The sequence below is a fragment of the Lacticaseibacillus styriensis genome (assembly GCF_030770295.1).
GTDB lineage: Bacteria > Bacillota > Bacilli > Lactobacillales > Lactobacillaceae > Lacticaseibacillus > Lacticaseibacillus casei.
Genome location: NZ_CP132483.1, coordinates 2,170,711 through 2,183,180 on the forward strand (window position 1 = coordinate 2,170,711; position 12,470 = coordinate 2,183,180).

The 12,470-nt window shown below is 48.0% G+C and carries 12 protein-coding genes; 4 read left to right on the plus strand and 8 right to left on the minus strand.

Annotated elements, in window-relative coordinates; all coding sequences use genetic code 11:
• Positions 1-2: 2 nt before the first annotated feature.
• The 5 genes from LACSTY_RS10290 to LACSTY_RS10310 all read right to left on the minus strand — a co-directional run bounded on the left by LACSTY_RS10290 (position 3) and on the right by LACSTY_RS10310 (position 5,360).
• Entirely contained in the window at positions 3-1,574 is a 1,572-nt protein-coding gene (locus LACSTY_RS10290; RefSeq protein ID WP_047106399.1) for a flotillin family protein, read from the minus strand.
• An 11-nt stretch (positions 1,575-1,585) separates the two neighbouring features.
• Positions 1,586-1,975: an NfeD C-terminal domain-containing protein gene (locus LACSTY_RS10295; RefSeq protein ID WP_049169150.1), complete on the minus strand. Its 390-nt coding sequence runs from the start codon at positions 1,973-1,975 to the stop codon at positions 1,586-1,588.
• Positions 1,976-2,100: 125 nt separating this feature from the next.
• Positions 2,101-3,144: a PTS sugar transporter subunit IIC gene (locus LACSTY_RS10300; RefSeq protein WP_151466734.1), complete on the minus strand. Its 1,044-nt coding sequence runs from the start codon at positions 3,142-3,144 to the stop codon at positions 2,101-2,103.
• 16 nt (positions 3,145-3,160) lie between these two features.
• The gene (locus tag LACSTY_RS10305) at positions 3,161-4,153 is read right to left on the minus strand and encodes a D-2-hydroxyacid dehydrogenase (protein ID WP_087912578.1); all 993 of its coding nucleotides are present in this window, start codon (positions 4,151-4,153) and stop codon (positions 3,161-3,163) included.
• 43 nt (positions 4,154-4,196) lie between these two features.
• The gene (locus tag LACSTY_RS10310) at positions 4,197-5,360 is read right to left on the minus strand and encodes an aminotransferase class I/II-fold pyridoxal phosphate-dependent enzyme (protein WP_087912579.1); all 1,164 of its coding nucleotides are present in this window, start codon (positions 5,358-5,360) and stop codon (positions 4,197-4,199) included.
• Between the two features lie 418 nt (positions 5,361-5,778).
• On the opposite strand from LACSTY_RS10310, the gene LACSTY_RS10315 reads away from it, so the two are divergent.
• Entirely contained in the window at positions 5,779-6,483 is a 705-nt protein-coding gene (locus LACSTY_RS10315) for a TIGR00266 family protein (protein ID WP_075761137.1), read from the plus strand.
• Between the two features lie 24 nt (positions 6,484-6,507).
• Positions 6,508-7,323 (plus strand): alpha/beta fold hydrolase, encoded by an 816-nt coding sequence (locus LACSTY_RS10320; protein WP_087912580.1) that lies wholly within the window; start codon positions 6,508-6,510, stop codon positions 7,321-7,323.
• 158 nt (positions 7,324-7,481) lie between these two features.
• Here LACSTY_RS10320 and LACSTY_RS10325 read toward each other — a convergent pair whose 3' ends face one another.
• The gene (locus LACSTY_RS10325) at positions 7,482-7,883 is read right to left on the minus strand and encodes a pyridoxamine 5'-phosphate oxidase family protein (RefSeq protein ID WP_080978087.1); all 402 of its coding nucleotides are present in this window, start codon (positions 7,881-7,883) and stop codon (positions 7,482-7,484) included.
• A 449-nt stretch (positions 7,884-8,332) separates the two neighbouring features.
• Complete coding sequence (locus tag LACSTY_RS10330; protein WP_087912582.1) at positions 8,333-8,926, minus strand: TetR/AcrR family transcriptional regulator; 594 nt, start codon at positions 8,924-8,926, stop codon at positions 8,333-8,335.
• A 252-nt stretch (positions 8,927-9,178) separates the two neighbouring features.
• On the opposite strand from LACSTY_RS10330, the gene LACSTY_RS10335 reads away from it, so the two are divergent.
• Together LACSTY_RS10335 and LACSTY_RS10340 are read left to right on the plus strand one after the other, a co-directional pair.
• On the plus strand, positions 9,179-11,062 hold the full coding sequence (locus tag LACSTY_RS10335) for a YhgE/Pip family protein (RefSeq protein ID WP_151466735.1): 1,884 nt from the start codon (positions 9,179-9,181) through the stop codon (positions 11,060-11,062).
• A gap of 15 nt (positions 11,063-11,077) precedes the next feature.
• A complete protein-coding gene (locus LACSTY_RS10340; protein ID WP_087912584.1) occupies positions 11,078-12,049 on the plus strand; it encodes a cation diffusion facilitator family transporter in 972 nt (323 codons plus the stop codon).
• A gap of 34 nt (positions 12,050-12,083) precedes the next feature.
• Here the strand turns inward: LACSTY_RS10340 and LACSTY_RS10345 are convergent, their stop codons facing one another.
• The gene (locus LACSTY_RS10345) at positions 12,084-12,452 is read right to left on the minus strand and encodes an HIT family protein (protein ID WP_087912585.1); all 369 of its coding nucleotides are present in this window, start codon (positions 12,450-12,452) and stop codon (positions 12,084-12,086) included.
• Between the last annotated feature and the right edge of the window lie 18 nt (positions 12,453-12,470).

Consider the following 12,470-nt stretch of genomic DNA (forward strand, 5'->3'; position numbering starts at 1 on the left):
CGTTATTTCTTCCACGGCTTATCTGCCTCTTTTGTTGGCGCACTTGCTGCCGATTGACTGGCATCGGCTGGCTTAGCGGCGGACGTTGCCGGGGCTGCTGGTGCTGCCGGTTGCTTTTGCGGCGCTTCCGACTGTTTTTGCGGCGCCTTTTCGGCAGTATCCGCGTGTCGACCCTTGATGGCATCGACCACTGGCTGATTGCCGGCTTGATGCATGAGGGCACCATTTAACATCCCGCGAATGTCAATGCCTGCTACTTCCTGAAGCATGTCCAGCTCCTTCACCAAACTGCCACTGGTTTGCTTGGTGAGGTCGCCGTCACCATAGAGCTTAATCGAATCAACGTTAGCATAAGGACTCATGGCAGCTTCAATAATCTTCGGCATTGCCTCGATGGTCATCTTGAAGCGACCGGATTCATCCAATTGGCGAGCGGCTTCAGCCTGCTTCGCGATCGCTTCCGCCTGGGCCAACCCGATTGCCCGGGTCTTCCCGGCTTCGGCTTCCCCAATCGCTTTTGTGGCATTGGCATTCGCTTCAGCAGCCAATTCGACTTGCTTGGCTGACGCTTCGGCTGCTGCAATCTGGGTCGCCTTCTGCGCTTCAGCCGCACGCTGAGCCTTATACAGGTCAGCATCGGCCTGTTTACGCACGGTGGCATTCAGTTCCTGTTCCTGCAGTTCTGCATTCTTCTGGGCTAGTTCAATATCTTTTTCCTTTTGAACCTGCTTGGCCTTCATCTGCTCAACAATCGCTGCCTGATCGGCCTGGGCCTGAGCAATTTCCTGTTGCTTCTTGAAGTCAGCCATTTTGACTTGTTGCTCGCGTTCGGCATCCGCCACCTGCGTCTGCCGCTCGATTTCCTGCTGTTTGGCTTCCTGATCGGCTTGGGCTTGCTGAATCCGCGTGTCACGGTTAGCCGCCGCTTCAGCAACTGCCGCGTTTTTCTTGACCTCGGCAATCTGCTTCTTACCTAATGAATCAAGATAGCCGTTCTTGTCGGCAATATCTTTGATCGTAAATGAGATAATCTGCAGGCCCATTTTGGCTAAATCGGAACTAGCCACGTCCTGGACTTTCTCGGCGAACGCATCCCGGTTTTGGTAAGTATCCTCAACCGTTAACGTGCCTAAAATAGCCCGCAGATGGCCTTCAAGAATCTCGGTCGCTTCGGCATTGATCTGCTCGTCATTTTTGCCTAAAAATTGTTCGGCAGCGGTCGCAACTTCTTCTTGACTGGAACCGATTTTTAAAATAACCGTTCCGTTGACGATAATCGGAACGCCCTGCTGCGTGTAAACTTCCGGGGTTGCTACCTCGATTGTGCGGGTATTGAGGCTTAAAACATCCCAGCGCTGCAGAATCGGCAGGATAAATGACCCGCCATTCGTGATCAGTTTCACCCGATTCCCGTTAATATCCCGGAAGCTATGCTTACCGGAGATCAAAGCCCCAGAAATAATCAGGACCTCGTTAGGTAATGCGGTCTTGCGGTGCGTTGCCAAGAAAATAAAAAGTAGCAGTAAGACAACGATGACAATGATCCATGGCATATAATCAGCTAAAATTTCCATTCGTCCCCTCCTTAGGGTTGGTTATGTGCGGCGACTGCATCAACATATGCGACGCCTTGTGTGAGTTCGATAATCACGACTTTGGTGCCCTGCTCAAGTGGACGATGCGTGCCTGACCACAATTTGGCCGGGTAAGTTTGCCGCGCCCGGCCGCCACCTGTCACCATGACTTCGCCCGTATGATCAGGGGCAACCGCCAGTGTCAACGTGCCCAGCAGATAATCCTGAGTGCTCATGGACGTTGTGTTCTCCACCGATGACAAAACGCGCTGTAAAACCGCCAACAACGGCAACAACACCAACGAGAGCAACATCCATAAAAGACCGGCAACGATCACCAACGCAACCACGCCCACCACCAACTGCAAACCCAATCCTTGTTGGGTCCACCAAGTAACCATTCCGATCGCCTCGCTTTCAACAGGTACAAACGTCTCTTTTATTCTACCATGCAAACGATTCCCAGCCTATACCAATCGAAGCGAAACGAACGTTTTATTTTGCACAATCGATTTTGTCAAAATGATCAGTCATAATGCAGTGCGTAATCTTCTGGCACCTGATACCGCAGCGTCTTAGTGAACAATAAATAACTGATGTAAGCTAATCCAATTGGCAAGACAAAGAACAGCAGCGTCAGTTCCAAAATATTGCCTACTGTCACGGTCTTCATCGCATCCAACGCCGCCAATGGCCCCACCAGCCCGGAAAAACCGAAGCCGGCACTGGCCGGGGTGCCTTGAATGTTCAATGCCGCCCCAACCCCACCAAGAATACCGGCGTTGATCGCCATCGGTAAGAACAGCTTGGGTTTAGACAAAATATTGGCCATCTGCATTTTAGGCGATCCCAGAAAATGCGCCAAAGACGTGCCAAGCGGATTCGCCTTCCAACCGTAAACTGCCAGCGCAAAACTTGCCCCGACAATCCCCAGATTCGCCGAACCGGCACCGATCCCGCTTAACGAAATGGCTGTGGCAATCCCGACTGTACTGATCGGAGTCACAATCAAAACCGCAAAAATGATGCCCATCAAAACGCCCATGACGATCGGTTGCAAGGCGGTAATGTCATGCACGAGCACCCCGATGTACTTGGTAATCCCGGAAACCGGCCCCAGCGTCAACATGCCAGCTCCGCCTGCAATGAGTAAAACCAGCGACGGAATCAGCAGAATCGTATAGGCTTTCAACGCATTCCCCAGCAATAAAATCACCAAATAGCCAATCGCAAGCGTAATTGCCAGATTGATAACATCCCCGGTTCCGGCAACCGTTAAGCCGGTTTTGGTCAAATGGTAATTCCCGGCGCCAATAATCGCGGCCAACGCCAACGAACTCGTCTGAATCGGCGTAAACTTCGCAATCATGCCCACACAAACCGCCGACAATGCCGGCAACAGGGTCATGGCGGCCGTGGTCATATACGTCACCACCGCCAGTTGCGGAAAGCTCGGCAAAAGCAACTTCACAATGGCGTTCAAAATAGCGCCAGGCACCAGCGCCACGATGATACCCACGGACAAACCGTTTAAAATGTTCATCGTCACCGTTTTCGCGTCTTTTTTCATCCGTTCTCCTCCAAATTTAGTTAACTTGATGCGGTGAATGACCGCCTTCCAAAATGAGCTTGACATCGTCTAACGAAATATCAATCATGTTTTTCACTGCCGCGTCGGTATAAAAGCCGATATGTGGCGTGATCTCAACGTTCGGCATCGCCTTCAACGTCTCGAGTTCGGGATTGTCCACCAGAGTCTGACTGCGATCTTCGCCAAAAATACCGGCTTCCCCTTCGATCGTATCCAACGCTGCTCCGGCAATGACATGATCCTTCAGCGCCTGAATCAAGGCACCGGTATCAACAATCGGACCGCGGGCTGCATTAATGAGATAAGCGCTTGGCTTCATTTTTTTCAGTGCATCTGCATCAATCAAATGGGTGGTGATTGCATCCAGCGGTGTATGCACGGTCACAATATCAGCCGTCGTCAGTAGCGTGTCCAAATCCACATAGCTAACCGAATCCGCCAACTCAGGCCGTTGCACCGGGTCACTGACAATGACCGTTGACCCCAGCGCGCGGAAAATCCGAGCCACCGCACTGCCGACTTTGCCGGCACCAATAATGCCAACCGTCAGATTGTGAATTTCCGCAGCTTCCAAGCCGCCCCAACTGTAATCGTCCTTCGCTTCACGGGCGGTGGCTTCTCCTAAGTGACGGATCAGCCGCATCACCTGCGCCAAAACCAATTCGGAAACCGACCGCGGCGAATACGCTGGCACGTTGGTCACAGCCAACCCATTGGCGGTAGCGGCTTCAAGGTTCACAATGTCAAAGCCGGTAATCCGCAACGTCAGCTGCTTGAGGCCAAATGCCTTCAACTTTTGATACACAACGTCATCAGGAATGGCCGCGTGTTGCTGAATCACAACGCCGTCATATCCTTTAGCCAAGTCAACCGTCTTGGGTCCAAGTTCAACCGTGTTCGTATCTACCTCAATGTGATTAGCGGCCACCCAATCGTCAATGGCAGCCTGCTCATCGGGACGAACGGAATACATCAGAATTTTTGTCATCTTTGCCTCCATGTTGTTTGTCATAGTTTTACTTATCTACCCATTAATGATTTGCCATGTACTTAGCGATGCGATCTGTCGCTAATTTAAGATCTGCCATTGACGCCGCATAAGAAATCCGCACATAACCTTCACCACCGGGACCAAAACTGGCACCCGGAATAACCGCCACTTTTGCCTCGCGCGCCAACGCGTAAACAAACTTCCAGCTGTCATGCATGCGCTCCGGTAATTTGGCAAAAATGTAAAAGGCTCCATCTGGATGCGGCACCTTCAATCCGGCATCAGTCAAGGCTTTGATCAAAAAGTCCCGCCGCTTCATGTAAGCTTCTTTCATAGGTTGTGCATCATCCATGCCATTTTTCAGTGCTTCTTCAGCGGCCCGTTGCGCGTTCGTGGTCACACTGGTCATCGTGAACTCGCTGACTTTTCCGACCTGGGCAATGACATCCGCTGGCCCCGCCGTGATACCCACGCGCCAACCGGTCATCGCGTGGGACTTCGACACCCCATTTAAAACGATCGCCTGATCCGGCAAAACTTCACCCAGCGAAACGTGGGTGCCAGTGTAAGTTAATTCGGAATAAATCTCGTCACTAAGTACAAAAATCTCATACTGCTTAATCACCGCTGCCAACGCTTCAAGATCGGCGCGACTATAAGTCACCCCGGTCGGATTCGTCGGATAATTCAACACAACGGCTTTCACAGTATCTTTATTCGCTTCAATCGCCGTCTGTAGCTTTTCCGGTTTCAAAATGAAGCCGTCCGCCGAAGTGTCAATAAAAATCGGCTTAGCACCATTCAACATCACAATCGGAATATACAACGGGAAAATCGGTGTCGGAATAATCACGGTATCGCCTTTGTTCAACATCGCTGTCAAACTCGAATAAATCCCGCCAGTCGCGCCCGCGGTGATCAGAATCTGGGTCTCGGGATCATATTTCGTGTGGTACTTTGTCGCCAGATAGTGACTGGCTGCAGCCCGCAATCCCGGCAGCCCTTTACTCTGGGTATAGTGGCTTTCATTATTTTCAATCGAGCGGATACCCGCGGCCTTAACATGTTCCGGCGTGGGAAAATCCGGCTCACCCAATGTCAGCTTGACAATCCCGTCAATTTTGCTGATTTCCGCATTAAACTGTAAAATATCGCTCGGCTTGAGCTGCCGAACTTCCTGATTCATACGATCAACTAATGCCATTTCTTCTACCTCCAGTATTTTTTGCCAGTATTCTTAGCGATTAACCCGACAGACGCAAAAACCCGCAGTCGATGTGACTGCGGGCAAGGAATTGGGAATGATTCTCCTGATTTCAGCCACACAGTCAATTGCTTGATCTGTGTGACCGCTCACTCAAAGGTAACTGGTCTCACAGATCGCGTCTGAAAAACCAGAAATAAAATGATTGTGCGCTTTGAGTCAGCTTCATCGTCATCATGAGAACCTCCTAAGAATTGGATTAGCTAAAGATTACCGGTTACTTGTTCATTTGTCAACTAATTCGAGTTAATTTATTTGACTTGTTTCAATCCACCACTAACCTTTTCCGAGGAAAAATGCCGCACTTCAACGGTTGAATACGCTACAATTAAATTAATTAAGAAGGGAGCTTTTATCGATGAAATATACCATCACGGCCAACAATACTTTCCCGGTTGTGGATATTGCCATGGAACAGGATGAAACGATCCAGATCGAATCAGGTTCCATGATTTATCACAATGGCTTAGTGGAACTAAGCGGCCATATGAACAGCAACGGCAAGAAAGGTCTCGGCGGTCTCATGAGCGCGATTGGCCGCTCTGTGACAAGCGGCGAAAGCTTTTTCATCACCACCGCCACTGGCACCGCACCTAATGCCGAACTGGCCATCGCACCCGGCAATCCTGGGGTCATTAAAGAATTAACGCTTGATGACAGCCATCAATATCGCCTGAATACCGGTGCTTTTCTGGCCATGGACAGCTCCGCCAGCTATCACATGGCCAGTCAAAAGGTCGGCGGCGCTTTGTTCGGCGGCACTGGCGGTTTCTTTATTATGGAAACAGCCGGCACAGGTACCATGCTGGTTTCGGCATATGGTGATATCATTCCGATCCAACTCGACGGAAGCCACGAATACGTTGTTGACAATAGCCATGTGGTTGCGTGGGATAGTCAGCTGGATTACAACATTCAGCCGGCCAGCGGCGTCATCGGTTTCACAACCGGCGAAGGCTTGGTCAACCGCTTCACCGGAACAGGAACGGTTTACATCCAGACACGGAACATTCAAGCTTTGGCTAACCTGATTGAGCCATTTATTCCGACTAAGAGTGACTGATCATTAACCAGTAAGGAGACATTGATGCCAGAAAAATTCGGATTGCACTATCAAACGTTTGGAAACGACCAACCGATTGTCTTTTTACATGGCATGGGATTGGATGGTCACAGTATGTCAGCCTTTTATGAACCGCGATTAACTGCGGATGAAAAAGCTGGCTATACGCGAATTTATCCTGATTTGCCCGGCATGGGTGGTTCGCCTGCCACGGCAGCATTGCGCAATGCAGACGATGTGTTAGCGCAACTCCACCATTTCATTCAAGCTGTCAGTCAATGTAAAAGTTACCTCGTGGGCCATTCTTACGGCGGTTACTTGGCGTTAGGCTTGCTCGCGCGTTTCCCGACGGACTTTCTCGGTGCTTTTTTAACCGCACCGGTTGTGATTGCGGATAAAGAGGGTCGCCACGTTGCAAAGCTGAAGCATGTCGTTAAGGATGATGTGCCAAGTGAGGACATAGATTTTGCCGATTATCTCAACATGAACGTGGTCATCAGCCACGCTACCTGGCAACAATATCAACAACTGGTCCGACCGGCTGTGACCCGTTTTGATCGGCCATTCTGGGATGCAATGAAAATGCGGCATGACTATCATTTTTCTTTCGAATCTCGTTTAGCCAGTATGCTTCAGGAACCTGTCACCATGTTACTAGGCCAAAATGATAATGAAGTCGGCTATCAAGATCAACTTGATTTTGCCAACGGGCATGACAATATCCACACGACGTTGATTCAAAACGCCGGGCATAATTTGATGATGGATGCGCCTGATCAGGTGATGCAAGCTTATCACCGGTTCATACAGGAATCGAAAAAGAACGATATAACCCAATAGTATCTCAGCAAAAGCAAGGAATGGTGATGGCAGCGATTTGGGCGGCGGAACCATTCCTTTTTCTTGATACAAACACCAAAAGACGGCTAATCTTTTCGCTGATTGGCCGTCTTTTGGTGCTTCAGATGTTATCCCATAGTTATATTGAAGACATTGGATTACGCTTCAAAAAGCTTACCTGCCTTAGGACCGGGATCCAATGTCCAGATCTTGTCAATGGTAATTACGCCGGCTCCCTTTGGCACTGGAAACTTGCCTTCAGCCCACTTTGCCGCTTGATCATAATAAGGACCGTCCGTGTAAAGCTTGGCGGTACCACCAAAACGGAAGCCTTTCAAAGCCTTGGCATTAGCAACCGCGACGATCGCTTTCCCGTTGTCGTTAATGTTGGCTTGGGTCTGGCCACCTGTCATTTCATTGTAAATCAGGTGCTCATCGTCCAACACCCGCATTGAAATCTTGGGTCCAACATCCGGGTTGCCATCTGCATCAACGGTTGAAATATAGGACAACTCACCAGCAATCATGTCTTTCATTGCTTGATTCAATTTTGCCACTATGACACATCCCCTATTCATTTCAGTACAGCCGTTTTAAGGCCGTGAAAGGTTTCAGGCAATTATTGTGTCTCGATGGACGCCATGCTCATACAGATGAATACAGTTAAATATAAATATTCACTCAAAGCGTCTAGTGGAAAAGCTTGATTCAATCCGCGGAATGTTTATGCTTTTTCTTCCATTTTCCAAACCAGTAATCGACTATCAGACTTCCAAACGCGCCAGCAACAAAGACCCACCATCTAAATGGGCGTCTCAGCCAGATTGAAATAATAAACGCCAATAACATTGCAGCGCCGAACGTTAAGAAGAAATTCCGCCAGTACTTCATATTTTCCCTCCGTTCATAGGTTTTCCGTCTTAGAGAGCAGAACTTGAAAGCTGATGATGCCACGCCCTGCAAATAGACGACATGAATGTTTCTGCGTTAACGAATCTATCAATAGTCGTCACTTAATCTGTCGCGTCAGTTCTTCCGGCGTTAGCATTCGGGTTTGGCGAAAAATACGATAAGCATCTTCTGGAGGCAAAACCGGTAATTGATTCAACCAATAGACAATGATATCCAAGACACCCTGACTCACAATTTCCTGCGCATAATCACTCGGCACCTGTTTTGATTGTTCAACTGAGTCCCCTGCGCCTTGGCGTAAAACCGCCACAATCAATTGTTTGACCTTGGTGACCAGTTGCGTGCCACCTTCATTTAAGAGCAAGGCTGCCAACTCGCGCTGGTGATAAAGATATTTAAACAACTGGAAAAACGCATCATTTTCATGAGTCGTTTTTGACCGGTCGTTTTGGGTAAACGGTTTGGGAAAACGTTCGAAGATGCTGTTGACATGGCTGACAATTTCATCTTCGTAATGATTCAGTAAGTCATACTTATCAAAATAGTGCAGGTAAAAAGTGCCGCGACTGATGCCGGCAAGTTTGACCAATTGTTGCACGCTGATCTTTCCAAAACCTTCTTGTTGTAAAAGTTGAATAAACGCCTTTTGAATCTTAACCTCTGTTTCAACCATTTTTGTGTTTGTTGCCAAGTTAGCTCGCCTCCATTGACAGGTTGTCAATTTCCAACTTCATTTAACAATAAATATTAAATATTTACAATTGACAAATTCCCCTCAAATGTTCATACAGACAGTATTGTTCTGGTCACATTTTTGGCAGAGTTTACCCACAACAAGGCGATTTTTGGCTGAACAAATTCACCAGATTGTCGCTTGCTTGAAATCTAAGACGCCCCTATGATCGCTAATGAACAGGATGTCAATTTGAAAGGCGGTCATAAAATGTTAAAAAGCGAATGGCGCTATCTGTTTCAACACAAGATGATGCTGGTTGTGTTGATTGCAATTGCATTAATTCCAGCAATCTACTGTTTTATCTACCTGTCCTCAATGTGGGACACCTATGGCAAAATGGACGACATACCAGTTGCAATCGTTAATCACGATCAATCTGTGACTTATCATGGGAACCACATCACTATCGGCAAAACTTTGACCAAAAACTTGGATAAGTCAAACTCACTTGACTTTCATCATGTTTCAGCCAAAACAGCTGATCATCGATTACGGCAAGGAAAATATTACATGGTTTTAACGATCCCCAAGAATTTCTCGAAAATGGCAACCACGATTTTGACCGATAAGCCCCAAAAGATGAATCTCTATTTTCGTTTTAACTCCGGGCAGAATTTCATTGTCTCCAAAATGACAACCGGCGCGGCAACGGCAATTAAAGCAAAGGTCTCAGCGCAGGTCACTAAGCTGGACGCAACTGTTGTTCTAAACGCATTGCACCAGGCAACTAAAGGGTTGGCGAAAGCAGCAAATGGCAGTCAAGCACTGGCCAGCGGGGCACAAAAATTAACAACAGGTGAGTCGCAACTACTGACAGGGACGACAGCTTTATCTGCCGGCGTCGATAAACTCGCGGCTGGTAATACCAAGCTCATCGCCGGCAACACAACGATGACAAACGGATTCAATCAGTTAGAAGATCACGCCGCAACTCTTACCACTGGTCTTGATCAAATCCAAAACGGTTTAAATCAGTTGGCACAGAAATCGCCTGCCTTAGCACAAGGAACTGTCAAGCTGAAACAATTAGCCCAAACCATGCAAAAACAGCTAACCTCCGGAACCACTGACCAAAAACAACTTGCTGCAGAATCTTCTGCACTTACGAGTGGACTTCAATCCATGACAAGCGGTTCGCAAGCAATTGACAGCGGCAGCTCAAAACTAGCCACAGGCACCGCAACGTTAAACAATGGGCTAACCGCGTATACGAATGGTGTTAGTGCACTCGCAACTGGTAATCAGGCAATTGCCCAGGGACTTGCAACCGTACAAACCAATCTTCCTGCTTTGCAATCCGGCACTGAAAAACTGAATACCGGCGTGTCGTCCTTGTTGAGTGGCTCACAGCAACTTGGTCAAGGCAGCCAAACACTTGCAGAGAGCCTCACTGCCGCAGTTCAAAAACTAGGCGTCATTCATACGAAGGCAGGAAATGCATCGGCTTTGGCAACACCAGTCCATGAGGTCACAAGTGATATTGCCAAAATCCCAAACAATGGTACTGGCATGGCACCATTTGCAATTGCAATTGGCCTTTACGTTGGTGGCATCGCACTAGGAACCATGTACGAAGGCTTTCTACCACACAAGAAGCCTCGCCATGCATTGACTTGGTGGACTAGTAAGGCATCGGTTGTCGGATCAGTTGGCTTATTACAAGCAATCCTGCTTTATTGGACATTGACTTCAGGCAATCATTTACATGTCACTTCGCAAGGCGCGTTTTTCGGAACGATTTTGCTTGGATCAGTGCTGTTTCTATCGCTTATTTTCTGTCTTCGTTTGCTACTGGGCGGTTTTGGCACCTGGTTGGTTTCTATTGTTCTAGTCTTGCAGTTGGCCGGCTCCGGTGGCTTATATCCGACTTATTTAGTCAACAGTTTTGCTAAAGCCATCAATGCTTGGTTGCCAATGACTTATCTAATTGATGCATTGAGAAGTCTGATTTCAACCCACCAAGCCATCACGACTAACATTTGGGTTATGATAGCCCTCATCGTTGGCTTTAATCTTGCGATGATTCTTCGCTTCCAGATCGGACTCCATCAAAGCTTTATTGAAATTGAAACTGCCGCCGAAGATAACTGAAGAAGGTGTCGAATCATGTTAAAAAACATCAAACCCATCAGTATCTCGAACTTGATTACAAAAGCTAGTCATCAACGAATCGAGACTTCGCGAAGAGTCCTTTTTCTAAATTTAATTGTCTATATCCTGATTGCCGGGGCCGAGTTAGCGATCGGTACAGCCGATCATTCAACCGCATTGATTGCCGACGGTCAAAACAACCTAACAGGTATTGTGTCCGTAACGGCTTTAATCGTAGGCTTAACCTTTTCAAAAAGGCCTTCCGATGATTTTCATCTTGAAGGTCACTGGCAGTTTGAAAGTCTGGCTGTTTTTCTAGCCGGGCTCGGGATGTTCTTAGTGGGTCTCGTCTGTGTCTGGGAAGGCATCACGCAGACGTTCGGTTTTTTGGCTGGCCACTACACGGCGCCACTTAAAGGCCAGGCAGCTTATATGGCAGCCATTTCCGGTGTCACAATGCTATCGCTATGTGCGTTTAATCATTTTATCGCTCGCAAAACTCAAAGCAGTTCCTTAGCAGCATCCGCTAGGGACTTTCTAAGTGATGCACTCACATCTACAGGTACCATGTTGGCGATTATCGGTGCATCCTTGTTTCGCATTCACTGGATCGATCCAGTTGCAGCACTGTTTCTGGGATTCTTTATCATCTGGAATGGATGCCAGATTCTCAGCACAAGCGCCGAAAAGCTATCTAATGGCTTCAGCCCAAAGCTGCGCACAGACATCATCGACAAAATACTCACTGTCAGTGGTGTGATGGATGTTACTTTTGTTGATGGCCGCTATTCAGGCAATAATATTATTATCGAAGCAGAAATCACTTTAGCTAATGATGACAGCCTGACCAAGTCTTACCGCATTTGCAAGAGCATTGAGCAGATCCTGCAAGCTTCTTTTCCGGTCCTTTACTGCTGTATTCAGGTCAAACCCGCTCCCAAAAGTGCCAGCGCACAGCCTCAAGCGATTATCTGGAAGCCATTCTAGTTCGATCACCGATTTCTGACAAAGAGTCTAATCTTCATCTTCTTGGCAAAAGTTTCCGAACACCGCCAGCAGGATTAGGGTCATCGCCTTGATATCTTGGTATCAAATGGATATGGCAGTGCATCACCGTTTGGCCGCCATATTGCCCAACGTTAGCCCCGATATTGTAGCCATCGGGATGAAAGTGAAGATCAATCAGCTTCCTACCGGCATGAATAAGGTCATTAACGGCTAACAATTCCTCTTGGCTGAGTTCAAAATAGTCTTGCTGATGCGCCCGTGGGATGATAAGTAGGTGACCTCGACTCACGGGATGAATATCCCAAAAAGCAATCGCCAAATTGTTCTCGAGGACTACCTTAGACTTAGGAAGCTGGCAAAAGATACAATCAGTGTGCTGCATGATGACTTTCCTTCTTAA

Bases quoted from the DNA above. Each gene is read 5' to 3' on its own strand.
- LACSTY_RS10290 (WP_047106399.1), bottom strand. From the start codon at position 1,574: ATGGAAATTTTAGCTGATTATATGCCATGGATCATTGTCATCGTTGTC.
- LACSTY_RS10295 (WP_049169150.1), bottom strand. From the start codon at position 1,975: ATGGTTACTTGGTGGACCCAACAAGGATTGGGTTTGCAGTTGGTGGTG.
- LACSTY_RS10300 (WP_151466734.1), bottom strand. From the start codon at position 3,144: ATGAAAAAAGACGCGAAAACGGTGACGATGAACATTTTAAACGGTTTG.
- LACSTY_RS10305 (WP_087912578.1), bottom strand. From the start codon at position 4,153: ATGACAAAAATTCTGATGTATTCCGTTCGTCCCGATGAGCAGGCTGCC.
- LACSTY_RS10310 (WP_087912579.1), bottom strand. From the start codon at position 5,360: ATGGCATTAGTTGATCGTATGAATCAGGAAGTTCGGCAGCTCAAGCCG.
- LACSTY_RS10315 (WP_075761137.1), top strand. From the start codon at position 5,779: ATGAAATATACCATCACGGCCAACAATACTTTCCCGGTTGTGGATATT.
- LACSTY_RS10320 (WP_087912580.1), top strand. From the start codon at position 6,508: ATGCCAGAAAAATTCGGATTGCACTATCAAACGTTTGGAAACGACCAA.
- LACSTY_RS10335 (WP_151466735.1), top strand. From the start codon at position 9,179: ATGTTAAAAAGCGAATGGCGCTATCTGTTTCAACACAAGATGATGCTG.
- LACSTY_RS10340 (WP_087912584.1), top strand. From the start codon at position 11,078: ATGTTAAAAAACATCAAACCCATCAGTATCTCGAACTTGATTACAAAA.
- LACSTY_RS10345 (WP_087912585.1), bottom strand. From the start codon at position 12,452: ATGCAGCACACTGATTGTATCTTTTGCCAGCTTCCTAAGTCTAAGGTA.